17 protein-coding genes are annotated in these 24,623 nt (G+C 74.1%); 7 read left to right on the top strand and 10 right to left on the bottom strand.

Going from position 1 to position 24,623, the window contains the following annotated elements:
- Positions 1–77 precede the first annotated feature (77 nt).
- A complete protein-coding gene (locus tag rosag_RS02425) occupies positions 78–1,664 on the top strand; it encodes a M20/M25/M40 family metallo-hydrolase (RefSeq protein WP_284348422.1) in 1,587 nt (528 codons plus the stop codon).
- Between the two features lie 78 nt (positions 1,665–1,742).
- Here rosag_RS02425 and rosag_RS02420 read toward each other — a convergent pair whose 3' ends face one another.
- The 6 genes from rosag_RS02420 to rosag_RS02395 all read right to left on the bottom strand — a co-directional run bounded on the left by rosag_RS02420 (position 1,743) and on the right by rosag_RS02395 (position 10,211).
- Positions 1,743–2,333, bottom strand: coding sequence for a DUF5715 family protein (locus tag rosag_RS02420; protein WP_284348421.1), 591 nt, complete (start codon positions 2,331–2,333; stop codon positions 1,743–1,745).
- 125 nt (positions 2,334–2,458) lie between these two features.
- Positions 2,459–3,064: a DedA family protein gene (locus rosag_RS02415; RefSeq protein ID WP_284348420.1), complete on the bottom strand. Its 606-nt coding sequence runs from the start codon at positions 3,062–3,064 to the stop codon at positions 2,459–2,461.
- A 161-nt stretch (positions 3,065–3,225) separates the two neighbouring features.
- Positions 3,226–6,405 carry an efflux RND transporter permease subunit gene (locus rosag_RS02410; protein ID WP_284348419.1) on the bottom strand — a complete coding sequence of 1,060 codons (3,180 nt, stop codon included), beginning with the start codon at positions 6,403–6,405 and terminating at the stop codon, positions 3,226–3,228.
- 22 nt (positions 6,406–6,427) lie between these two features.
- Positions 6,428–7,642: an efflux RND transporter periplasmic adaptor subunit gene (locus tag rosag_RS02405; RefSeq protein WP_284348418.1), complete on the bottom strand. Its 1,215-nt coding sequence runs from the start codon at positions 7,640–7,642 to the stop codon at positions 6,428–6,430.
- Complete coding sequence (locus rosag_RS02400) at positions 7,639–9,474, bottom strand: TolC family protein (RefSeq protein WP_284348417.1); 1,836 nt, start codon at positions 9,472–9,474, stop codon at positions 7,639–7,641. The genes rosag_RS02405 and rosag_RS02400 overlap by 4 nt, the downstream gene beginning before the upstream one ends.
- Before the next feature lie 5 nt (positions 9,475–9,479).
- Positions 9,480–10,211: a TetR/AcrR family transcriptional regulator gene (locus rosag_RS02395; protein ID WP_284348416.1), complete on the bottom strand. Its 732-nt coding sequence runs from the start codon at positions 10,209–10,211 to the stop codon at positions 9,480–9,482.
- A gap of 195 nt (positions 10,212–10,406) precedes the next feature.
- Here rosag_RS02395 and rosag_RS02390 point away from each other — a divergent pair, with 195 nt between their 5' ends.
- From rosag_RS02390 to rosag_RS02375, 4 genes are all read left to right on the top strand, one after another.
- Positions 10,407–11,813, top strand: a complete 1,407-nt coding sequence (locus rosag_RS02390) for a cytochrome P450 (protein ID WP_284348415.1) — start codon at positions 10,407–10,409, stop codon at positions 11,811–11,813.
- 2 nt (positions 11,814–11,815) lie between these two features.
- Positions 11,816–12,826: an NAD(P)H-quinone oxidoreductase gene (locus rosag_RS02385; RefSeq protein ID WP_284348414.1), complete on the top strand. Its 1,011-nt coding sequence runs from the start codon at positions 11,816–11,818 to the stop codon at positions 12,824–12,826.
- Positions 12,827–13,113: 287 nt separating this feature from the next.
- Entirely contained in the window at positions 13,114–16,356 is a 3,243-nt protein-coding gene (locus rosag_RS02380; RefSeq protein ID WP_284348413.1) for a fused MFS/spermidine synthase, read from the top strand.
- A 318-nt stretch (positions 16,357–16,674) separates the two neighbouring features.
- Positions 16,675–19,182, top strand: a complete 2,508-nt coding sequence (locus rosag_RS02375) for an alpha/beta hydrolase family protein (protein ID WP_284348412.1) — start codon at positions 16,675–16,677, stop codon at positions 19,180–19,182.
- 30 nt (positions 19,183–19,212) lie between these two features.
- Here rosag_RS02375 and rosag_RS02370 read toward each other — a convergent pair whose 3' ends face one another.
- From rosag_RS02370 to rosag_RS02360, 3 genes are all read right to left on the bottom strand, one after another.
- Entirely contained in the window at positions 19,213–19,512 is a 300-nt protein-coding gene (locus rosag_RS02370; RefSeq protein ID WP_284348411.1) for a hypothetical protein, read from the bottom strand.
- The gene (locus rosag_RS02365) at positions 19,512–20,240 is read right to left on the bottom strand and encodes a DUF4142 domain-containing protein (protein WP_284348410.1); all 729 of its coding nucleotides are present in this window, start codon (positions 20,238–20,240) and stop codon (positions 19,512–19,514) included. Before rosag_RS02365 ends, rosag_RS02370 begins: the two co-directional genes overlap by 1 nt.
- Before the next feature lie 240 nt (positions 20,241–20,480).
- Positions 20,481–21,245, bottom strand: a complete 765-nt coding sequence (locus rosag_RS02360; RefSeq protein ID WP_284348409.1) for a DUF4142 domain-containing protein — start codon at positions 21,243–21,245, stop codon at positions 20,481–20,483.
- Positions 21,246–21,607: 362 nt separating this feature from the next.
- On the opposite strand from rosag_RS02360, the gene rosag_RS02355 reads away from it, so the two are divergent.
- Complete coding sequence (locus tag rosag_RS02355) at positions 21,608–22,576, top strand: glycoside hydrolase domain-containing protein (protein ID WP_284348408.1); 969 nt, start codon at positions 21,608–21,610, stop codon at positions 22,574–22,576.
- A 419-nt stretch (positions 22,577–22,995) separates the two neighbouring features.
- On the opposite strand, the gene rfaD is transcribed toward rosag_RS02355, so the two are convergent.
- Entirely contained in the window at positions 22,996–24,045 is a 1,050-nt protein-coding gene (rfaD, locus tag rosag_RS02350) for an ADP-glyceromanno-heptose 6-epimerase (RefSeq protein ID WP_284348407.1), read from the bottom strand.
- A 266-nt stretch (positions 24,046–24,311) separates the two neighbouring features.
- Here rfaD and rosag_RS02345 point away from each other — a divergent pair, with 266 nt between their 5' ends.
- A complete protein-coding gene (locus tag rosag_RS02345) occupies positions 24,312–24,611 on the top strand; it encodes a hypothetical protein (protein ID WP_284348406.1) in 300 nt (99 codons plus the stop codon).
- Positions 24,612–24,623 lie beyond the last annotated feature (12 nt).

Below are 24,623 nucleotides of genomic sequence, written 5' to 3'. Positions count from 1 at the left end.
GACCGGGCGGGCTGGCGGCGCGCCGCGACGTGGCGTATTCACCGTCACCGCATCCCCGCCCCATCGCTCGCGCTCCCATGCGAATCGCCATCCGCTCGCTGGCCGCTCTCGGCCTCGTCGCCCTCCCCGCGCTCGCCTCCGCGCAGACCTTCCGCACCGCCGACCCGGTGATCCGCCGGATGTGGCAGGTGGGGATGGACTCGTCGCAGACCGAGCGGCTGGCGCAGGTGCTCATCGACTCCATCGGGCCGCGCCTGTCGGGGACGGCCGGCTTCGAGTCGGCCGTGTCCTGGCTGGAGCGCACCTACCAGTCGTTCGGGGTGCCGGCGCGGCGCGAGCGGTACGGCACCTGGCGCGGCTGGCGGGCCGGCCCCGTGCACCTCGACCTCATGGCGCCGCACGTGCGCTCGCTCGAGGCGCGCTTCCTGGCGTGGAGCCCCGGCACCGGCGGCCGCCCGGTCGACGGGACGGTGGTCGCGATCCCGGCACTCGCCGACGCGCAGGCCGCCGACGCCTGGCTGCGCACCGTGCGCGGGAGCTTCGTGCTCGCCTCCGCGCCCGAGCCGATGTGCCGCGCGCCCCAGGAGCTGGCGGCCAACGCGCGCGCGGCGACGGTGCAGCGGATCGCCGCCCGCCGCACCGAGCTGCAGCGCGAGCACGCGCAGCGCCTGCAGGCGCTGGCGCCGGCGGGGACCACGCCCAACGAGCTGTCGCGCGTGGTGCACGCGCGGCTCGAGGCGGCGGGGGTGGCCGGCATCCTCACCTCGCTCTGGTCGAACGGCTGGGGCGTCAACAAGATCTTCGGCGCGACGGCCGAGCGCGTGCCGACGCTCGACGTGTCGTGCGAGGACTACGGGCTGATGCACCGCCTGGCGTCGCGCGGGCAGGGGCCGCGGGCGCGCCTCACGGCGACCGCCGAGAAGCCCGCCGCCGAGGTGCCGATGTTCAACGTCGTCGCCGAGCTGAAGGGCACCGAGCTCCCCGACGAGTACGTCCTGCTCTCGGCCCACCTCGACAGCTGGCACGGTGCGCAGGGCGCGACCGACAATGGCACCGGCACGATCACGATGCTCGAGGCGATGCGCATCCTGAAGGCCGCCTATCCGCGCCCGCGCCGCACGATCCTCGTGGGGCACTGGGGCGGCGAGGAGCAGGGGACGATCGGCTCGCTCGCCTTCGCCGAGGACCATCCCGAGGTCGTGCAGGGGCTCCAGACCGTGTTCAACCAGGACAACGGGACCTGGCGCTTCGAGATGCTGGAGGGACAGGGCTTCATCGGCGCGAGCGCGAACCTCGCGCGCTGGGTGTCGCAGCTCCCGAGCGAGCTGTCGGACAGCCTGCGCCTCCAGGTGCCCGGCGCGCAGGCGAACACGGGAAGCGACCACACCTCGTTCGTCTGCCGCTCCACGCCGGCCTTCCGCCTGCAGTCGCCGTATGCGGAGTACCGGCAGTACACCTGGCACACCAACCGCGACACGTTCGACAAGATCGTCTTCGACGACCTGCGGCAGAACGCGACGACAGCCGCCATGCTGGCCTACGCGGCCTCGGAAGATCCGACGCGCACCTCGCACGACGTGGCGATCCTGCTCGGCGCGAACGGGCAGCCGCGCAGCTGGCCGACGTGCAACAAGGCGCGACGCAGCGCGGGCGCGCAACCCTGAGAAGGAAGCGGTGAGCGTCGAGCGTCGAGGGACGGCCGCTCGACGCTAGACGCTCGCCGCTCGCCGCTCGCGGCGCGCTCACGGCGCGCGGTAGACCACGACGTGGAAGTGCGCGGGATGCCGCTCCTCGGTCGCGTCCACGACGCCGCGGCGCTCGTAGGCGAGCAGCTCGCGGCGCATCCAGCCGCGGCAGCTGCCGCCCGGCGCGCGCAGGTCGAGCGCCATCCCGGTGGGGTGCACCGACTTCGCCGTCGAGTTCACGAGGCGGATCGACGTCGGGCGCATCGCGCTCGTGACGACGAGCGGCTCGCCGCACGACCGCTGGTAGCGCGCCGCGAACGTGCTCAGGAAGCTGCGCGTCAGCGGGCGCACGTACGGCGTGGTCACGCCCCTGAGCCGCACGTTGCGCGTGGCCGACAGCCGCACGTAGTCGCCCTCGCGGGCACGGCGCTCGATCTCGCGGCGCGAGCGCACGAACGGCAGCTCGCGGCGCTTGGCGGTGTGGAACGCGCGGTCGACGGCCGCGCGCGAGCCGCGCAGCGTCTGCGCCCCCAGCGTGGCGGCCGGCACGACGACCGGCGGGACGGCCGAGAGGAGCGCGCACGCCAGGAGGCGGCGCGCGACGGGAGCTCCGAGCGGGCGGAGAGCGGAGAGCTGGCGGGCGGACATGGTCGGACGGCGGACGTGACGGGGCGCACAATCCTACACCCGAAACGGGCCGGATGCGACACCGGGACGACGCGCGGCCCGTGCGCCGCGTCACGCCCCGGGCCAGCGCGCGCACTCCGTGCGGGTCAGCCCGGCGGGACCGCGGCGGCGGCCGCCGCCTCCGTCCGCCCGCGGCGCCGGCGGCGGAGCATCAGCCAGACGAGCGTCGCCAGCCCCGCCAGCACGCCCACCGCGTACTGGTCGTAGCGCCGCACGGCGTGCAGCGCGGCCACCGCCGCGTCGCCGAACCAGAAGCCGACGAGCGCGAACGCGGTGGACCAGACGATGGAGCTCAGCAGGCTCCCCAGCAGGTAGATGTCGAGCCGCAGGTGCGCGGCGCCGCACGCCAGCGGGAGCAGCAGCCGCGCGCCGAAGGCGAAGCGCACCGCCAGCGCGCTGCGCCACGGCCGCCGGCGCACCGCGCGCAGCCAGCGCTTCATGTGGCCGTTGACCGCGGGAAAGCGGCGGCGCACCCAGCGCCCGCGCCACCGGCCCAGCGCGTACAGCAGCCCGGTCGCGATCCACCCGCCCAGCGTGAGCGCGACGATCACGGGGCCGATCGCGAGCTGCCCCTGCGACGCGGTGAGCCCGCCGATCAGCGGCGCCAGCTCCTCGGTCACGATCGGGCTCGCGCCGAGCGTCGCGTAGGCCCACAGCCGCTGCGCGTGCGTCAGCGGCTCGCCGGCCGCCACGCCCAGCGCCGTGACGGCGTGCGCGGCGGCCGCGAACGGCGCGAGCGAGAGCAGGCTGGCGAGTCGGATGCGGGCCTCGGGACGGCGGGGACCCGGAAACTAGAGGGCGGGCCCGTCCATCGGACAGGCCCGCCCTCCTGATGCTCCAGCGTGCGTTCGACTCAGTCGCCGGAGACCGGCGTCGGCGTGGACGGCCCGCCCACCGGCAGGCGGTGCTCCGCGGTGCGCTGCGCCGGCCGACGGCCGAACATGCGCGACACGCGCTCGCGCCACCCGTCCAGGATCTCGTAGAAGGTTGGGATCGCGACGAGCGTCAGCAGCGTCGAGGTGATCACGCCGCCGATGACCGCGATGCCCAGCGGGGAGCGGAACTGCGAGCCCTCGCCGCGGCCGAGCGCCACCGGCAGCATGCCGGCGACGAGCGCGAACGTCGTCATGAGGATGGGGCGCAGCCGGATCGCGCCCGCCTCGATGAGCGCCTCGCGCAGCGGAAGGCCCCGCTCCTCGCGCGCCCACTTGGCGAAGTCGATCAGCAGGATGGCGTTCTTGGCCACGATGCCTGCCAGCAGGATGACGCCGATGAGCGACATCAGGTTGATCGTGTTCCGCGTGATCGCGAGGCTCAGCATGACGCCGATGAGCGACAGCGGCAGCGAGAACATGATCGCCAGCGGGTCGAGGAAGCTGCCGAACTGCACGACGAGGATCAGGTACATGAACAGCAGCGCCATCCCGAGCGCCGAGAAGATCTGCACGAAGACCTCGGCCTGCTGCTGCGCCTCGCCGCCTGTCGACACGCGCACGCCGGGCGGCGGCGTGAGCGCGTTGATGCGGTTCATCGCGTCGGTCGTGACCTCGCCCATCGAGCGGCCGGAGGTGTTGAACTCGACCTGCACGACGCGGTCGCGGTCGAGGTGGTTGATGATCGCCGGCCCGAGGCCGTCGGTCACCGTCGCCACCTGGCCGAGCGGCAGGGTGCGGGGCGCGCCGTCGGCGCCGCGCACCACCAGCGGCAGCTGCCGCAGGTCGGCCGCGCGCCGGCGCGACTCGGGCGACAGGCGCACGTACACGTCGCGCGTCTCGCCGCTCGGGTCCACCCAGTCGCCGACGTCCACGCCGGCGAACGCCGGGCGCAGCGCCTGCGCGACCTGCCCCACGGTGAGGCCGATGGAGCTGGCCAGCCCGCGGTTCAGCTCCACGTTGAGCTCCGGCTTCTGCCCCTTCGACGAGAGGCCGACGTCCACCAGCCCGGGCACCGAGCGCACCGCCTCCAGCGCCTGGTCCGCGAACTTCTGCAGCGCGTCGCTGTCGTTGCCGCGCAGCTCGATCGCGACCTGCTTGCGGCCGCCGCCCCAGTCCGTGGCGAGCACCGCGACCTTGGCGCCGCCCGTCGGGCCGAACTCCTGGCGCAGCTTCGACGAGAACGCCTCGACGCCGAACTGGCGCTGGTCCTTCGGCACCAGCTTCACGTACACCTTGCCGATGTCCACCGCGCCGGCCTCGCCGCTGCCGAGCGTGGTGTAGGTGTAGCGGACCTCCTTGTGGGCGCGCGTCAGCGCTGCGATCTGCTCCGTCTTGAGCCGCGTGTACTCGAGGTTCGAGCCCGGCGGCGTCTCGACGATGATGTTCAGCTCCGCGTTGTCGTCCTCGGGGAAGAAGCTGACGCCGACGAGCGCGTTGTCGCCGATCGTGATGGCCGGCATCGCGAGCGCGAAGAAGAACGTCGCCGCGGCCAGCATCGACACCTTCCAGCGATGGTCGAGCGCCCACGCGATGACGCCGCGGTAGCGCTCCGCCTGGCGGTCGAACCAGCGGTTGAAGCGGTCGAGCGTGCGCGTGATCGGGCCCTTCTCGTGCTCCTCCTTGTGCGGGTCGGGCCAGAAGGCCGACAGCATCGGGTCGAGCGAGAACGACACGAACAGCGAGACGAGCACCGAGGCCGCGATCGTGAGCGCGAACGGCCGGAACCACTGGCCGCCGACGCCCGGCATGAACGCGATCGGGATGAACACCGCGAGGATCGAGAACGTCGTCGCCGCGACGGCGAGCCCGATCTCGTCGGTGCCCTCGCGCGCCGCCGTGTAGTGGTCCTTCCCCATCTCGACGTGGCGCACGATGTTCTCGCGCACCACGATCGCGTCGTCGATCAGGATGCCGATCGCCAGCGACAGCCCGAGCAGCGACATCGTCTCGAGGCGGAAGCCGAGCATCCACACGGCGATGAACGAGGCGAGCACCGACACCGGCAGCGCGAGGCCCGTGATGACGGTGGAGCGCCACGAGTTCAGGAAGATGAACACCACGAGCACCGTCAGCAGCGCGCCCTCGACGAGCGCCTCCTGCACGTTGCGCACGGAGTTCCGCACGTTGACGCCCTTGTTCTTCACGACGTCGATCGTCGTGCCGGCGGGGAGCGTCGCCTTCACCTCGTCGATGCGGGCGATTATCTGGTCCGCGACCTCGGTGGTGCTGTAGCCCGTCGACTTCTTGATGTCGATGCCGACCGCCTCGCGCCCGTTGTAGAGCGCGAGCGTGCGCGGCTCCTCGGTCGCGTCGCGCACCGTCGCGACCTCGCCCAGGCGCACCAGCTGGCCGCCGCGCTCGGAGACGACGATGCGCGCGAACTGCTCCGGGTTCTCGAGGCGGCCGCGCAGCCGGATCGACCGCTCGTCGAGCGTGCCCGACACGCGGCCGACCGGCGTCGCGAGGTTCTGCAGCTGCAGCGCCTGCACGACCTCGCCCACCGACACGCCCGCGGCCTGCATGCGGTCCGGCTGGATCTCGACCGTCAGCTCGCGCTCCACCTTGCCCGGGATCGCGACCTCCGCGACCCCGGCGATGGAGCGCAGCTGCCGCGTGATCCCCGGATCGGCGAGCCGCGTCAGCTCGGCCGGCGTCAGCACGGTGGACGACACGGCCAGCGAGATGATCGGCTGGTCGGTGTCGTTGAACTTCTTGATGATCGGCTCCTCCATCTCCAGCGGCAGGTCGTTGCGGATGCCGGAGATCGCATCGCGCACGTCCTGCGTCGCCTCGGGGAGGGGCTTGTCGAAGTTGAACTCGATCATGACCGTCGCATAGCCGTCCTGCGCCGTGCCCATGACCTTCTTCACGCCGCTGATCGCGGAGATCGCCTCCTCGATGGGATCGAGCAGCTCGCGCTCGACGCCGTCGGGCGACGCGCCCGGATACGGGATCGCGACCGTGACGAACGGCGGCGCGACCTCCGGGAACTCGTCCGTCTGGAGCTTCAGCAGCGCGAACAGCCCGAACACCACCAGGGCCAGCATGGCCACCACGGTGATGATCGGTCGCTTGATCGCGAAATCGGAGATGAACATGCCCGCCTTCCGTGGTGGGGGGTCAGCGCTGCTTCGCGGGCGGTGCGGCCGGCGTCGCCGGCGCGGACGTCGTGGGGGCGGCACCCGCCGACGCGGTCGCGCGGTCGCCGACGCTCGACACGCGCACCGGCGTGCCGTTCGAGATCCCCTGCGCGGCGCCGCGCAGCACGGTGTCGCCCGCCGCCACGCCGCCGCGCACCTCGATCATCTCGCGCGCGTCGTCGCGCAGCCCGAGCTCGACGTTCACGCGCTCGACCTTGCCGCCCTTCAGCCGCACGACCGTCGGGCGCACGCCGCGCTGGTCGACCGCGTCGCCCGGCACCAGCAGCCCGTCGCGCGACTGGCTCGCGACGCGCCCCTCGGCGAACAGCCCACCGACCAGCGCGTTGCCCGCGTTCGGGACCGACGCGATGATCTGCACCTGCCGCGTCGCCGGATCGGCCACCGGCGCGACGCGCGTGATGCGGCCCGCGAAGGTGCGGTCGGGATAGCCCGTCACCGTGAACTGCACCGGCGCGCCGATGCGCACCGCGCCCAGCTGGTCGGCCGGCACGCTGCCCTCGAGCTGCATGCTGGACGGATCGACGACGCTGTACAGCTCCGTGCCCGGGCTCACGACGTCGCCCGTGCTCACGCGCTTGATGCCCACGATGCCCGCGAACGGCGCGCTGGCCGTCGCGTTGCCGAGCTGGCGCCCGGCGAGCGTGGACTGCGCGCGCGCGGCCGACAGCTGCGCCCGCGCCGACGCGGCCGCGGTGCGCGCCGCCTCGGCGTCGCGCTCGGCGATCGCGCCGGCGGCCAGCAGCCGGTTCGCGCGCTCGGCGTCGCGCTGCGCCGACTGGTACGCCAGCTCCGCGGCGGCGACGCCGGAGCGGGCGCTGATCGCCTGCTCCGCGAGCCCCGCCGTCTCGATGCGCGCCAGCGCCTGGCCGCGCGACACGCGCTGCCCCGGCTCGACGAGCGCCGCGGTGACGGTGCCCGACGCCTCGGCGCGGATGGTCGCCTGGCGCTCGGGGCGCAGCGACCCGGAGATCGCCGGCCCGCTCTGGATCGTGTCGCGCGTGACGACGGCGACGTTCTCGGGGCCGACGGTGACCGCGCTCGGCGCCGGCGCCGCCTGCGCGGTGTCCTCGGCCTTGCCGTCGCCGCCGCACGCGGCCAGCGCGCCCAGGGCGAGGACCGCGAGCGTCGAGGGAATGGATCGCGCGCCGGACGGGCGCGGGAGGAACGCGGTCATGGAGTGCCCCCGGTGGTGCCGGTTTGCTGGAAGCCGCCCGCGCGCTGGGCCGAGCCCTGCGCGCCCTGCGGCGAGTTAGAGCGCTGCTGCTGCGACGCGCCGGCCTGCGCGGCGGCGCCGCCCATGCCCTGCTGCGCGGCGCCCTGCGCCGACAGCGGCAGGTCCTTCAGGAGCGCGAGGCGCAGCCGCGCCACCTCGCGATCGCGCGCGGCGGTCGCCGCGTTCGCCTCCGCCTGCTGGAGCAGCAGGCGCGAGTCGGCCAGCTCCACCTGCGTCGCCAGCCCCTCGCGGAAGCGCACCTCAGCGATGGAGTAGGCGCGCGTCGCCTGGCTCGCGGTGCCCGCGCTGGCGCGCCACGTCGCCTCCGCCTGCGCGAGCTGCGACACCGCCAGCCGCGCGTCGAGCGCCGACAGCTCCTCCACCTGCCGCGACGTCTGCTCGGCCTCGCGCAGGTTCGCCTCGGCGATCATCTCGTCGCCGCGGATGCGGCCGCCCGTGAGGATCGGCACCGAGACCCCGAGGGCCACCGTCCAGTTGGGATAGAACTGGTTGAGCGCCGTCGGGAAGGTGATGCCCTCGCCGCTCGGATACGCGAAGCGCTGGTAGTTGGTCGTCAGCTGCACCGCGGGCAGCCGCTGCGCACGCGCCGACCGCAGCAGGTTGCGCTGCACCGTGATGTTCTCGCGCGTCTGCCGCGCGGGCGCGCGGCTGGCCGCCGCCGTGTCGGCCGCCGCCACGATGCTGTCGACCGCGGTCGCGACCAGCGGATCCTCGGCCAGCACCTCGGCCGGGTTCACGTTGACCGTGGTGAAGCGCTCGTTCGCGGCGACCGTGGCCACCGGCGCGCCGCCGCGCGTCGCGGGCGGGCGCGGCGTCGCGGTCGCGTCGGCGGTCGCGCGCGTCGGCACCGGCGCGACGTCGGGCGTCGGCAGCGCGGTCGTCAGCGACAGCGGCTCGTCGAGCGGCAGGTCGAGCAGCTGGCGCAGCCGCACGTACGCGACGTCGCGCTGCGTGCGCGCCTGGATCAGCAGCGGGCGCTGGTTGTCGCGCGCGACGCGCGAGCGCAGCAGGTCGAACTCGCTCACGTTGCCGACCTCGCGCGCGATCGCCGTCTGGCGGAAGGCGCGCTCGGTCTGCACGAACGACGACTCGCTGATCGACACCAGCCGGTCGGCGAGCGCGGCATCGAAGTACGCCTGCGCGACGTCGAGCGTGACCTGCGCGCGCGCGGCGCGCACGCCGATGTCGGCGCTGCGGCGGCCCGCGTCGGCGGCGCGCAGGCCGGCGGTGATGCGGCCGCCCGTGAACAGGTTCTGACTGCCCGTGACCCCGAGGATGATGTTGTTCGGGTTGGCGAACACGCGCGTGATGGAGCCCAGGCCGCCGTCCTGCGAGCAGCTCTGCGCCGCGGCCAGCGCGGCCGCGCGCGCGGCCGGCGAGGCGTCGGCCGGGATCTCGGGCGTGCAGAGCGCGACCGGCGCCGGCGGCGCGTTGGGATCGGGCTTGGGCGCCGAGTTGGCGAGCGCCTCGAACTGGCTCTGGAGCTGCTTCTGGTAGGCGCCGGTCGCGTTGACCTGCGGGAGCGCCTGGCTGCGGGCCTGCGCGTACTGGCCGCGCGCGCGCAGCACGCCCGCCTCGGCGACGCGCACCGCCTCGCTCTGCCGCTCGCCGAGGCGCACGGCCTCCTCGAGCGAGAGCGGGCGGGCGGCGCGGCCGGACGCGGCGGGCGTCTGCGCGGAAACGGGGACGGCCCACAGCGCGGCGCCCAGGAGCAGCGCGCGCGCGGACCGCGCCCACGACGGGTGCGGCGACGTCACGGGATTGGAAGGCATGAGGATCAGGACGCGCGGCGGCGCGCCCGCGGGCGCGGCCGGCCGTCGCCGGTCTGGAGGGCGTCGCGCTCGGTGCCGTGCTCGGTGCCGTGCTCGGTGCCGCGCGCGCTGTCGCGCTCCATGGCGCGATAGCCGACGGAGCGCAGGAAGAGGCGGACGTAGAGCGCCGGCGCCCGATCCGCCGGCTGGGGGAACATCTCGGGCATCATGTCGCGGCCCATCGCGTCGGAGAACAGCGACGCCATCAGCATCGCCCCCCCGACGAGCACCTCCTCGTACCGCGCGAGCGCGGGGCCGGTCACGGGGGCCTCGACCTCGAGGAAGCCCAGCTCCGCGAGCCGCACGAGGTACTGGCGCAGCGCGCCGTCGGCCGCGCACCACCCCGACGAGACGCAGGGCGCGACCTCGGGCCGCTGCTCCGCGTCGCTCATCGCCTGGCGGATGAGCGCGCGCGACGCGCGCAGCTCGGCCAGGTGCGCGGTGGCCCACGCGGTCAGCTCGCGCTCGGGATCGACCGGGTCGGCGGGGAGCGCCAGCGCCTCGACGGGCGCGTTCGCCCGCGCCCGCAGCGCCTCGGCGATCAGCGCCTCCTTCGAGCCGAAGGTGCGGAAGAGGGTGACCTCGTTGACGCCCGCGGCCTCCGCGATGCGCCGGGTGGTGGCGCCGCGGAAGCCGAGCAGGGCGTAGACCCGCGCGGCGGCGTCGAGGATGCGGCAGCGACTCTCGCGATTCTCCATGAGGGCGACAACGCTACGTCGGCCGGGAGCGGAATGCAAGCAAGTGCTTGCATGAACAGATGACGCGGCCCGTGGACTTCCGTAACGATCGCGCGGCCGCGGCCCGCTGGCGCGGGTCGATCGACCCAAACTCGGTCACGGACGCCCCAGCGCTCGATTGCGCCCGCCCGCCCCGCCGGCCAGCGTTGGACGGTCATGACCGCCTCCGCCCCTGCCTCCGCCGCCGCGCCCCTCGCCCTGCCGCCCGGCCCGCGCGCCCGCTACCCCGGCGAGTTCGTGTTCGCCATGGGCCGCGATCCGCTCGGCTTCTTCCGCGACCTGCAGCGCCGGCACGGCGACGTCGCGCGCTTCCGCGCGATGGGGCGCGACTTCGTGCTGCTCGCGCATCCCGACATGGTGCGCGAGGTGCTCGTCACCGAGCAGCGGCGCTACGCCCGCGGCTACCGCTACCACGCGCTGAAGCTGCTGCTGGGCGAGGGGCTGCTCACCAGCGAGGGCGCGTTCCACCTGCGGCAGCGGCGGCTGGCGCAGCCCGCCTTCCACCGCGAGCGCGTCGCGCACTACGCGCTCGCCATGGGCCGCGCGGCGGACGCGTGGCACGCGCGCTGGACCGCGCTGGCCGCCGACGCGGCCGGCACCGGCGCGCCCGCGCGCGTCGACATGGCCGACGAGATGGGGAAGCTGGCGCTCGCGATCGTCAGCGCGACGCTGTTCGGCAACGACGTCACCGACGAGGCGGACGCGGTCGCGCGCGCGCTCGACGTCGCACTGCACTCGGCGACCCCGGCGTTCGTCGCCGTCGCGCGATGGGCGCTGCACCTGCCGATTCCCGCCGCGCGGCGCTTCAAGCAGGCGCGCGCGGACCTCGACGCGGTCGTGTACCGCCTGATCGACGAGCGGCGGCGCGGCGGCGGCGACGGGCAGGACCTGCTCTCGCTGCTGCTGAACGCCACCGACACGGAAGGCGAGGACGGCGACGGCGCGCGCATGACCGACCTGCAGCTGCGCGACGAGGCGATGACGCTCTTCCTCGCGGGCCACGAGACGACCGCCAACGCGCTCGCCTGGACGTGGTACCTGCTGGCGCGGCATCCCGAGGTCGCGGAGCGGCTGCGCGCGTCGCTCGACGCCACGCTCGACGGCCGCACCCCGACGATGGACGACGTGCCGCGCCTGGGCTACGCGCGCCAGGTGCTGAGCGAGGCGATGCGCCTCTACCCGCCCGCGTACGCGATCGGGCGCATCGCGCTGGAGGACGTGACGTTCGGCGGCTGGCGCGTGCCGGCGCGCGCGGGCGTCATCGTGTCGCAGTGGCTGGTGCACCGCGATCCGCGCTGGTGGCCCGAGCCCGAGCGCTTCGATCCGGATCGCTGGGCGCCCGGCGCGGGCGCGGACCGTCACCGCTTCGCGTACTTCCCGTTCGGCGCGGGCACGCGCATCTGCATCGGCGAGCAGTTCGCGTGGACCGAGGCGCTCGTCGTGCTCGCGACGCTGGCCGCGCGCTGGCGGCCCGCGCTGGTGCCGGGTGTCGACGTGACGCCCGAGCCGATCATCACGCTCCGTCCGCGCGACGGCCTCCCGATGACGCTCCACGCCCGCTGACCATGCTCGCCGCCGTCATCACGCGCCCCGGCCCGCCGGACGTCCTCGAGCTCCGCGAGGTGCCGACGCCGGTCCCCGGCACGGAGCAGCTCCTCGTGCGCGTGCGCGCCTCCGCGCTCAACCGCGCCGACCTGCACCAGCGCCGCGGGCACTACCCCGCCCCGCCCGGCGCTCCCGCCGACGTTCCCGGGCTCGAGTACGCGGGCGAGGTCGCGGCGCTCGGCCCCGGCGCGCGCGAGTGGCGCGAGGGCGACCGCGTGTTCGGCCTCGTGGGCGGCGGCGGCCACGCGGAGTACGTCGTCGTGCACGAGCGCACGGCGGTGCGCGTGCCCGACGCGCTGGACTGGCCGGCCGCGGGCGCCGTGCCCGAGGCCTTCGTGACCGCGCACGACGCGCTGCGGCAGGCCGACGCGCGCGCGGGCGACACGGTGCTGATCCACGCGGTGGCGAGCGGCGTCGGGCTGGCGGCCGTGCAGCTGGCCCGCGTGCTCGGGCTGCGCGCGCTCGGCACCGCGCGCACGCCGGCCAAGCTGGGCGACGCCCGCGCGCACGGGATGGCGCACGGCGTCGCGCTCACGCGCGAGGTGGTCGCGGATCCGCCGTCGCTGGCGGCGGCGCTGTCGGAGCTGACGCACGCGCACGGCGCGCGCGGCGCGGGCGCCGACGTCGTGCTCGACCTTGTGGGCGGCGCCTACACGAACGCCTCGCTGCATGCGATGGCGCCGCTCGGCCGCCTGATGCTCATCGGCCTCGTCGCGGGCGCGGAGGGGACGCTCGATCTCGGCCGCATCCTGCGCGGACGCCTGACGGTGCGCGGCACCGTGATGCGCGCGCGTGCGCTGGAGGAGCGGATCGTGACGATGCGCCGCTTCGCCGACGAGGTGGTGCCGCTGCTGGCCTCCGGCGCCATGCGCCCGACGATCGACCGCATCTTCTCTTTGCAGGAGATCGTCGCGGCGCACGAACGGCTCGAATCGAACGAGACGGTGGGGAAGGTCGTGCTCACCGTGTGATTCGGAAGACGGAACGGGGGCCGCCGAACTGCGGAGGACGAAACGGCGGAGAACGATGAAGCGGAGAACGGAAGAGCGTGATACGGAAGAGCGGATGGGGGTTGAGGGTTGGTGAGGGTTCTCGCTCGTGCGGCGCGGGCAGCCGAGTGAGGCGTTAAGCTGCGGCCGGCGCTCCAGCCTCACCGCTCGCAGCGCCGCCGCATCGTCTCACGCCGTTCCGTCCTCCGCAGTTCGGTCTTCCGCCGTTCCGTTCTCCGCACTTCCCGTCTCCGCTTCACCCGGCCGTCATGCTCCCCCTGCTGTACCTCGTGTTCGTCGTCTCCGGCGCGGCCGGCCTGATGTACGAGTCGATCTGGAGCCGCTACCTCGGGCTCTTCGTCGGCCACGGCGCGTACGCCCAGGTGCTGGTGCTCGTGATCTTCCTCGGCGGCATGTCGCTCGGCGCGCACCTCGTGGGGCGGCGCTCGGAGCGGCTGCGCGACCCGCTGCTCTGGTACGCGGTGGTCGAGCTGGCGGTGGCGGTCATCGGCATCGGCTTCCACGACGTCTTCCAGTGGGCCACCGACGCCGCGTACGACGGGCTGTTCCCGCGCCTGCCGGCGGGCACGGTCGTGCTGCTCGTGAAGTGGACGCTGGCCGCGCTCCTCATCCTCCCGCAGTCGATCCTGCTCGGCGCGACCTTCCCGCTCATGAGCGCCGGCGCGATCCGCCGGGCGCCGGACCGGCCGGGCCGCACGCTGGCGCTGCTCTACTTCGCCAACTCGCTCGGCGCCGCGGGGGGCGTGCTGCTGGCGGGCTTCACGCTGCTCTCGGCCGCGGGGCTGCCCGGGACGCTGCTGGTCGCGGCGGCGTGCAACGCGACGGTGGCGGTGGTCGCGTGGCTGGTCGCGCGGCTCGCGCCGGCCGACGCCACGCCCGCCTCGGCAACCTCGACCGTACGCGAGCCCCCCCGGCTCACAGGGGTACAGCCGGAACCCGCGACCGAGCCAGTCGCCGCGACGCACGACGTGTCCGCGCCACGCGACGCGACGCCCCTGGGCCCGCCACCCGCGCTCGTGCGCGCGCTGCTCCTCGTCGCCTTCGGCACCGCCGTCGCCTCGTTCGTCTACGAGATCGCGTGGATCCGCATGCTGTCGCTCGTCGTCGGCAGCGCGACGCACTCGTTCGAGCTGATGCTGTCGGCCTTCATCCTCGGGCTCGCGCTCGGCGCGTGGTGGATTCGCGGCCGCGCCGACCGCCTCGACGATCCGCTGCGCACGCTCGGCCTCGTGCAGTGGATCATGGGCAGCCTCGCGATCGCGACGCTCCCCGTCTACGTGGGCACCTTCCACGCGATGGCCGGGCTGCTCGGCGCCGTGGAGCTGAACGAGGGCGGCTACCGCATCTTCACCGTCGTCCGCTACCTGTTCTGCCTCGCCGTGATGCTGCCGGCGACCTTCTGCGCGGGCGTCACGCTGCCGCTCATCACGCGCATCCTCATCGGCCGCGGCGCCGGCGAGCGCGCCATCGGCCAGGTCTACGCGGTCAACACGCTCGGCTCCATCGTGGGCGCGTCGCTCGCGGGGCTCGCGCTCATGCCGCTCCTCGGCCTCAAGTGGCTGCTCGTCGTCGGCGCGCTGACGGACGTCGCGCTCGGGATCTGGCTGCTGGCGCGGCACGGGGCGCTCGTCGCCGATGCGCGCGTCGCGACGCCCACGCCGACGCGCGCGCGCGCCGCGTGGCTCGACCGCACGGCGCGCGCGGGGCGCGGCGCGCTGCTGCCGACGGCGATCGTCGGCGTGGGCGTGCTGCTGCTGATCGCGACCGTGACGCCGTTCCACACCGCGGTGCTGTCGAGCGGCGTCTATCGCTACGCGAAGGTGTCCGACCCACGCGGCTACGACGTGCCGTTCTACCGCGACGGCCGCACGGCGACGGTGAGCGTGCGCCGCGCGCGCGGCTCGCGCATGCTGACGCTCGCCACCAACGGCAAGCCGGACGCGTCGCTGTCGCTGTCGTGGATCAAGCCGTCGCCGGCCGACACCGTGCGGCGCCCGCTCACCGGCGACCAGGTGACGCAGGCGCTCCTGCCGCTCGTCACGCTCGCGCACCACCCGCACGCGCGCAGCGCCGCCGTCATCGGCCAGGGCTCGGGGATGACGTCGCACCTGCTGCTCGCCAGCCGCGAGCTGCGCGCGCTCTCGACGATCGACATCGAGCCGCTGATGATCGAGGGCTCGCGCGCGTTCTATCCGGCGAACCGGCGCGTCTTCGACGACCCGCGCTCGACGTTCGTGGTGGACGACGCGAAGGCGTTCTTCGCCAGCGCGCGCCGCACCTTCGACGTCATCGTCTCCGAGCCGTCCAACCCCTGGGTGAGCGGCGTCTCGGGGCTCTTCACCGACGAGTTCTACCACCGCGTGCGCGGCTACCTCGCGCCCGGCGGCGTGTTCGGCCAGTGGCTGCACCTGTACGAGATCGACGACCGGCTGGTGCTGAGCGTGCTCGCGGCGCTGCACCGCAACTTCCCGTCGTACGAGATCTACATGGTCTCGAACGCCGACATCTTCGTCGTCGCCAGCACGAGCCCCACGCTGCGCCGCGCCGACTGGGGCGTGGTCGCGCTTCCCGACGTCGCGCACGACCTCGCGCGCACGCTGCCACTGGACTCCGCGACGCTCGACGCGATGCGCGTGCTCGACCGCGCGGCGCTCGCGCCCGTGCTCGACCGCTGGCGCGCGCCGAACTCCGACTACTTCCCGCTCCTCGACCTGGGCGCGGAGCGGACGCGCTTCCTCAAGGAGTCGGCGAGCGGCTTCCGCGCGCTGCACACGGGCCGCTTCGATCCGGTGGCCGGGCTGCGCGGCTGGCGCGTGGGCTTCGCCGACGCGACGGTGGCGCCGGTCGAGATGCCGCGCGCCGATGCCCGCGCGCGCGGTGCGGCGGTGCGGCAGGCGTGGCAGGCGTACGCGCCCGACGGCACGCCGGTGCGCGACGACGAGGCACCCTTCCTTCGCCTACCCGGCGGGGAGACGGCGTGGCTGCGCGACGCGATCTACCGGCGCGCGGCGTTCGAGGCGGTGCTTGCGTCCGGTCGCCCGCCCGCCGACTGGCACCGCTTCGTCGCGCACGCCTACGACGTGGAGGGCGAGCTGCACGGCGGCACCGCGGGCGTCGCCGACAGCGCGTTCTACGGCCGCCTGTTCGCGTACCTCGACGCTGCGCGCGCGCCGGCCGAGGTGCGCGCGTCGATCGCGTTCTTCCACGGGCTGGCGGCGCACGACTTCCGTCAGGCCGCCGACGCGGCCGACGTGCTCGTGGCCGCGCTGCGCCGCGGCGACCAGTGGGTCCGCCCGCAGCTCCTGCACGACGGCGCGGTGGTCTCGGCGATCCGTCTCGGCGACGCGGCGCGCGCGACGCGCATGCTGGCCGCCACGGCCCGCGACACGGAGCGCGACCGCAGCGACCTGCGCTCGGAGCTGTTCACGCACTGGATCGCGCACGTGGCCAGGTCGGGTGGCGCCGCGCGGCCCGCGGCCCCGATCGACTGAGCGCGGCCTCGCGCGCTTCGGACGGTTCCTTCACCGGGGCCGGGACGGCCCGGCGTGCGCCGGCCACGTCCGCGCCGTACGTTCCCGCGTCGTGTCCCGCCGCTGCCCGTCGCGCGCCGATTCCGCGGCCCGCTTCCGCGGGCCGCTTCGCGATCGGCGGCGTGCGGGCGGGGACGTACCGCGTGCTCGCGCTGCTCCCGCCCCAGCGCCCTGATCCTGGACCGCAGCGCTCCCCCGCTCCATCGCGTACCCTCTGGTTGCCGGCGCGCTCGCCCCTGAGCGGCGCCTCGCACTGTCCACCCGGACCGGACCCGCCCCATGATCGGATCCCCCCTCCCCCTGCTGACCGGGGGCGCACGCCGCACGCTGGTCGCGGGCGCCGTGCTCGCGCCGGTGCTCGTGCCCGCGCTGGCGTCTGCCCAGACGACGTACCAGCAGCCGCCGGCCCCCATCGCCCGCGCGCTCGACGCCGAGCCGCTCCCGGCCGTCAGCGTCAGCCCCGATCGGAAGTGGCTGCTCCACCTGCGCCGCCGCGGCCTCCCGTCCATCGAGGAGGTGGGCGCGCCCGAGATGCGCCTCGCCGGCCTCCGCCTCAACCCGCGCACCAACGGCGGCTCGCGCGACGTCTCGTTCACGGGCCTGTCGCTGCAGGCCGTGCAGGGCGGCGGCAGCACGCCGGCCATGCGCGCGATCACGGTCCCCGGCGCCACGGGCGACGTCCGGATGGGCACGCCCCTCTGGTCGCCCGACGGGAAGCGGATCGCCTTCACGGTGACGGCTCCGACGGCGATCACGCTCTACACGGCCGACATCCCGGCCAGCGCGAGCGGCCCCGCCGTCGCGGCGCGGCGCGTCAGTGCGCTGGCGCTCAACGCGACCACGGGCAGCCCGTGCTCGTGGGTCGGCAACGCCCGGCTGGCCTGCTTGACGATCCCCGCGGGCCGCGGCCCGGCGCCGAAGCAGTCGGAGATCCCGACGGGCCCGATCTCGCAGGAGTCCGAGGGGAAGGCCGCGCCCAACCCGACCTTCCAGGACCTGCTGAAGAGCCCCGCCGACGAGAAGCTGATGGAGCACTACCTGACGTCGCAGGTGGTGCTGCTCGGCCTCGACGGCAGCGCGACGAAGCTCGGCGCGCCGGCGCTGCGCACGCGCGTCGCGCCATCGCCCGACGGGCAGTGGCTGCTGGTCGAGACGACGCATCGCCCCTACTCGTACCTCGTCCCGCTCGGCGCCTTCCCGAGCCTGGCCGAGGTGTGGGACCTGAACGGCAGGGTCGTGCGGAAGCTCGACGACTCGCCGCTCGACGAGCAGGTGTCGCGGCGCTTCGACCAGGTGTCGCCGGGCCCGCGCAACATGAGCTGGCGCGCCGACGCGCCGGCGACGCTGGCGTGGGTCGAGGCGCTCGACGGCGGCGACCCGCAGACGAAGGCCGACAAGCGCGACGCGGTGAAGACGCTCGCGGCGCCGTTCGCGGGCGAGCCGACGGTGCACGCGCAGCTCGAGTGGCGCGGCGGCGGCATCACGTGGGCGCGCAGCGACCTCGCGCTCGTGACCGAGAACTGGCGCCGCACGCGCAAGACGCGCACGTGGGCGATCGATCCGAGCAACCCGGCCAAGGCGCCGCGCCTCGTGTTCGACCGCTCGTCGGAGGACCGCTACGGTGACCCGGGCCGCTTCGAGACGGCGCCGAACCAGTACGGCCGCCAGGCGCTGCTGACCACGAAGGACGGCCGCTTCGCCTTCCTCGGCGGCGCGGGCGCGTCGGCCGAGGGCGACCGCCCGTTCATCGACCGCTACGAGCTGGCGACGGGCAAGACCGAGCGCCTGTTCCGCTCCGCGGCGCCGTTCTACGAGGAGCCGGTCGCGGTGCTCGACCCGGAGGCGGGCGTGGTGCTGACGCGCCGCGAGAGCACGACCGAGGTCCCGAACTACTGGGCGCGCACCGTCGCCGGCAGCGCGCAGCCGCGGCAGCTGACGTTCTTCAAGGATCCCGCGCCGCAGTTCGCGGGCGTGACGTCGCAGCTCGTGACGTACAAGCGCAAGGACGGCGTCGACCTCTCGGCGACGGTCTACCTGCCGGCCGGCTACGACAAGGCGAAGGACGGCCCGCTGCCGTTCTTCCTCTGGGCGTATCCGCTGGAGTACGGCTCGGCCGCCGCGGCGTCGCAGGTGGTCGGCTCGCCGTACCGCTTCACGCGGCCGACGGGCGCGAGCCACCTCTTCCTGCTGTCGCAGGGCTACGGCGTGATGGACAACCCGACCATGCCGATCGTGGCGATGAACGGGAAGGAGTCCAACGACACGTACGTCGAGCAGCTCGTGTCGAGCGCGCAGGCGGCGGTGGACAAGCTCGTCGAGATGGGCGTCGGCGACCGCGAGCGGATGGGCGTCGGCGGCCACTCGTACGGCGCCTTCATGACGGCGAACCTCCTCTCGCACACGAACATCTTCCGGGCGGGCATCGCGCGCAGCGGCGCGTACAACCGCACGCTGACGCCGTTCGGCTTCCAGGGCGAGGAGCGCGACTACTGGAAGGCGCAGCAGCTCTACACGGAGATGTCGCCGTTCACGTATGCGAACCGCGTGAAGACGCCGATCCTGCTGATCCACGGCATGGCGGACGACAACCAGGGCACCTTCCCGATCCAGAGCGAGCGCTACTACGCGGCGCTCAAGGGCAACGGCGCGAAGGCGCGCTACGTCCAGCTGCCGGCCGAGGCGCACGGGTATCGCGCGCGCGAGAGCATCGGCCACACGCTGTACGAGATGGTGACGTGGCTCGACCGGTACGTGAAGCCGAAGCAGGAGAAGGCGACGGCGATGTGATCGGCGCGCCGCAGCACGCAGCTTCGTTATTCAGGGTCGCTTCGTCCCCGGCGGGGATACCGGCGGCGGGTTCTGCCCCTTCGTCGTGTCGAGCGGCGTGACCGCGGGATTCCCCGAGTCGCCCGCCGCCTGCGGCTGGCCGGTGCGGCCCTGCAGCCCCTGCGTGCTGTCGCCCATCGCGGGGTTGGGGCTCAGCGTCTGCTGCGTCGCGGGCGCGGCGGCGCCGGTGTCGCCATCGACCGCATGCTCGGAGCGCGCGTCCGCGCCGCCGCACGCGGCCAGCAGCGCGGCGGACAGCAGCGCGGCGATCGTCCTCGTCGTGGTCCGCATCAGCGCTTCCCTCCGGTGGTGGTCGGCAGCTGCGCCTGCACCCGGCGCGCCTCGGCCAGGTGGCGCTCGACGTCGCTCTGCATGCGACGCACGCGGTCGACGAGCGTGGCGTCGCCGGTCGCGGTCTCGGCGCGCTCCAGCGACTGCAGCGCACCCTCGTGCCCCTGCACCTGCGCGTTCATGTACGCGCGGTCGAACGCCGGCCCCGCCTCCAGCTTCTGCAGCTGCGCCATCGTCTTGGCGTGCGCGTCGGCCATCGGCACCAGCAGGTCGTTCGCGCTGTTCGTCCCCGCCGCCTCCACGCCGCGGTCGAGCGGCGCCTGCCGGTGCGCCGCGATCATCGCCTGCGCGTAGCGGCGCACCTCGGCGTTCTGCGCCTTCTGCAGCGCGAGCTGGCTCATCTCGGTCTCGGACGTGTTGATCGCGTCGATGAGCGAGCGCACGCCCGCGTCGCTCGGATCGCCGCTCTGGATCGTGCCCTGCCCCGGCGTGCCGATGCTGCCGCTGGGATCGGTCGACACCGCGGTGCCGCTCCCCGCCGTGCCGGGCAGCGTGGAGTCCGGGCGCGTCGCCGTGGCACCCGGCACGACCACCTCGCCGCCGCTCGCGTTGTGCGCGGGCTGCTCGTCGCGCAGCTCGTCGTTGCCACCGCCGCAGCCGGTGGTGAAGGCCGTCAGCGTCGCCAGCGCGGCGGCGGCGAGTGCGTGTCGTGCGATGCGCGCCGGCATCGCGTCGTCGATTCGTGTCCGCGCGAGCGCCCCGCGCGTGCGTCCGTGATGCATCATCCTCCTCCTCGGTCGTCTCGTCGGCGGCCGTCCCACCGGACCGGCGCGCGGGCGACTCCAGTTGCGCGGCGCATGCCACCGGACGCGCCGCGCGCGGACCCGCCCGGACCCGCCGCACACGAGAATGCCCGCCGACGCGCGAGGCGTCGGCGGGCATCGGTTCACGCGGCGTGCTGGAGCGGCTCAGGGCCGGCCGGCCGGCGGCGTCGTGCCGGTCGTGCCGGTGGCACCGGTGGTCGCGCCCGACGTGGCGCCCGAGGTCGCCCCCGGCGTGCTCGTGCCGGGCGTGGTCGTGCCCGTCGCGCCCGCGGTGCCGCCCAGGCGCCCCTGCAGCTGCTGGGCGTCCTGCAGGTGGGCCTGCACCTTCGGGATCGCGCCCTGGATCAGCGTGCGCAGATCGGCGTTGCTGGTGTTCTGCATCGCCTGGAGCTCCGCCAGCGTCTGCTGGTGCGCCTGCACCTGCCCATCCATGTACTGGCGGTCGAACGCCTCGCCCTTGGCGGTGGCCGAGAGCTGCTGCGACATCTCGTTCGACATGCGCGTCTTCTCGACCGCCGGCGCGGGGTTCCCCGGCGTGACGTTGATCCGCACCGCGAGCTCGTCGGCCTGCTTCTGCATCGCCTGGTGCTCGTCGACCATGCGCCGCGCGAACGCGCGCACGTCGCGGTTCGTCGCCTTCTCGACCGCCGATTGGCTGCTCCGGATCTCCGCCGCGTTGGAGGCACCGATGAGCGCCATCATGTCGGGCGCGCTCATCGAGGACATGTCGCCGGCGGCCGGCGCGCCGACCATCGCGCCGCTGTCCGTCGTGGCGCCGGGCGACACCTCGCCGGCCGCGGCCGCCGTGTCGCCCTGCGACGCGGTGTCGCCGCGATCGTTGCCACCGCACCCGGTCGCCGCCAGCGAGGCCAGAAGCGCCGTCGAGCCCCATCGAATCACCTGCCGCATGCCACACCTCGAGGTTCCGGTCCCGTTCGCCTGCAGGGGCCACTCGGCCCGCGCGGGGAGGGGTCGCGCAAGTCGCGTACTCTCCGACGCGCGGGAGACGGCCGTCACGGGGCGGTCGATGCGGCGTCACGGGATCGCATCGCAAGCGACGGTCGCATCCCGTGCGACCCGGCGCTGACCGGGCAGTCAGCGCCGGGTCGCACGGGCGCCGAAAGTCGCGGTTCAGAGGGGGAACGGATGCTTGATTCAGACGTAGCACGTGATGCGCGTCACGAACGTCCGTTCGCGAGTCCTGCGCGGCGCCGGGCCCTCCCGACACCGCACGCGATGACGCGCGCCGCCACCCTGCGCCTCTCCCGCCGATGAACCAGACCGCCCTCCTCGCCCGCCGCGTGCTGCGCCGCGCCCGTGCGTCGTGGATCGTCACCGTCGCGGCCGCCGCCGTCGCCACGCCGTGGGTGGTGCGCAACGGCGTCGGCGAGCTGGCGTCGATCGAGACGACGTCGACGGGCGCGGCGGTGGCCGACGCGATCGACGCGGGGCTCGAGTCGGATCTGGCGCAACTCGCGTCGAACACGACCGGCGCGACGCCTGGCCGCCACCTCGGCTTCGACACGAGCGTGTATCCGGGCGACCGCACGATGCGCCGCTGGAAGGAGGCGGGCGCGCCGTACGAGTGGGTCGGCTACTACCTCCCCGCGCCCTGCCACCGCGACGCCTCGTGGAGCGGCAAGCGCGAGACGCTGACCGACATGGGCTGGGGGCTGGCGGTGGTGTACGTCGGCCAGCAGACGTGGGACCGCACGCCGAAGCCGAGCTCGAAGGCGGCCGAGCGCGCGGTGCGCGCGGGCAAGCGCTGCGACGCGAACTTCGTCAGCGGCCCGCGCGGCGTGACCGAGGGCGCGGACGCGATCGCGCGCACGGCGGCCGAGGGCTTCGCGAAGGGCACGATCGTGTACCTGGACATCGAGCGCATGGAGCGCATGCCGCAGGCGATGCGCGACTACTACCGCCAGTGGACGCGCCAGCTGCTGGCCGACGGCCGCTACGTGCCGGGCGTGTACGTGCACGCGCACAACGCGGACGCGGTCTACGACGACCTGGTGGCGGAGTTCCGCGCCGCCGGCGTGGCGGCCGAGCCCCCGATGTGGGTGGCGAGCGGCCGCGGCTTCACGCGCGACGCGGCGCCGACGGACGTCGGGCACCAGTTCGCGGGCGTGTGGCAGGGCGTGCTCGACATCGTGGAGCACCACGGCGGCGTGTCGCTGCCGATCGACGTGAACGTCGCGGCGGTGCCGTCGCCGTCGGACCAGTACGCGCTGACCGACTGAGCGCTGCGGACGGCGGGCTGCGGATCCATGAACGGCGAACGGCAGCAAGGATGACAGTCTGAGAAGATCTGAGAAGAGCGGATGGCTCCGTGTGGTGCGAGGTCCCTCGCTGCCACGCGGAGCCATCTGACTCTTCATCAGATCTTCTCAGTTCTTCATCCTTGCTGCCGTGGTCGTCCGGGTCAGACGCGCCGGACCTGTTGACCTCTTGGGGAGGCTACGGATGCTCCGGATGAATCGGATGCTCCGGATCGTCCCGCGCGGCGACGACGTTCCATGCGCCGGTGCGGAGGAGATCCGTCAGATCCGTCTCATCCGGAGCATCCGTATCCCCCCCGAGTCGTTACGGCCCGAGCGGCGTGACGCCGGCTGCCGAGGGCCCGGAGCCAAAGGGTTCGCACTCCGCAGCCCGCAGCGCCTCACCCTTCGTCGCCCAGTCGCCGGTCGCCCACGAGGTAGTGCGTCACGTAGTCGCGCACGGCGTCGGCCAGCGGCGTGACGGGCGCGGTGTAGCCCGCCGCGCGCAGGCGCCCGATGTCGGCCTGCGTGCGGTACTGGTACTTGTCGCGGATCGCGAGCGGCATGTCCACGTACTCGATGCGCGGCTCGCGGCCCATGGCGGCGAACAGCGCCGAGGCCAGCTCGTTCCAGCTGTTCGCGACGCCGCTGCCGAGGTTGTAGAGGCCCGACGCCGACGGCGCCGCCGCGAGGTGCAGCGTCATCGCCACGCAGTCCTTCACGTACAGGAAGTCGCGCGTCTGCTCGCCGTCCCGGTAGTCCGGGCGGTGGCTGCGGAACAGCTTCACGCTGCCCGTCTCCTCGACCTGCCCGAACGCCTTGTGCACGAGCGAGCGCATGTCGCCCTTGTGCGCCTCGTTGGGCCCGAAGACGTTGAAGAACTTGCACCCCACCATGCGGTCGAGCACTCCGTGCCGCGCGGCCCACAGGTCGAGCAGGTGCTTCGAGTAGCCGTACGCGTTCAGCGGGCGCAGGCGCTGCAGCGACGCCGCGTCCTGCGCGCGGTCGTCCATCCCCGCCGCGCCGTCGCCGTACGTCGCCGCCGACGACGCGTAGACGAAGCGCACCTGCCGCGGCACCGCCCACTGCGCGAGCGCCTTCGTGAACTCGAAGTTGTTCCGCGCCAGGTAGGTCGCGTCGCGCTCCGTGGTGGCCGAGCACGCGCCCATGTGCAGCACGCAGTCGAAGTCGCCGAGCGCGCCGCTCGTGAGCCGCGGCATCAGGTCGTCGGCCTCGAGGTAGTCCTCGAACGCGAGCGGCACCAGGTTGCGCCACTTCTCGTCGGTGCCGAGGCGGTCGACGATCACCACGCGGTCCACGCCGCGCCGGTTGAGCGCCCACACGAGCGCGGAGCCGATGAACCCCGCGCCGCCGGTCACCAGCACGCGCGAGAAGGGGAGCGGCGACGGGTCGCCGGACGCGGGAAGCGGGGGGGCTGGCTGCTCGGGCATGCGCGAAAGCTAACGCGCCCCGGCGCCGCGTCGGACGTCGGCTCCGACGCCGACCGAACCCCTGGACCACTCAACGCCTCTCACCAGTGCGCGGCGCCACACCGGCGACCACGCGTCCACCCCTCGCCCGCGAGGTCCCACGTGCCGACCCCTTCCTCGCCCCTGGTCTCGACGCGCGTCGCGGTGATCGCGTTCGCCGTCGTCGAGGCGATCGTGCTCGCCTGGATGCTCTTCCCGCGCCGCTGACCTCCACCGCCCGGAGCCCGATGACCGCCCCCGCCCACACACCCGATCTCGATCGGATCCGCGAGCATGTCCTCGACCGCATGGAGCGCGGCGAGCGCGTGACGAAGCTCGCCATCCTCGGCGCCGCCGCGCTCGAGCTGCTCCTGTTCGTCGTCGCCTTCCGCCTGGTGGACTGGCGCGACCCGGTGCAGAAGCTCCTCTTCGTCTTCTCCGTCCTGAGCTACACGATCCTCGCGCTCGGGCTCATCGCCCTCGGCGGCCACGTCTCGCGCTCCGTCGCGCGCGTGCTGGCCGCGCTGGAGCCGCCCGCGCGCGACTGACGTCCCACGGCT

Source organism: Roseisolibacter agri, assembly GCF_030159095.1.
Lineage (GTDB): Bacteria > Gemmatimonadota > Gemmatimonadetes > Gemmatimonadales > Gemmatimonadaceae > Roseisolibacter > Roseisolibacter agri.
Note: the sequence above shows the minus strand (reverse complement) of the source record. Positions and strands in the feature narration are given on the sequence as shown.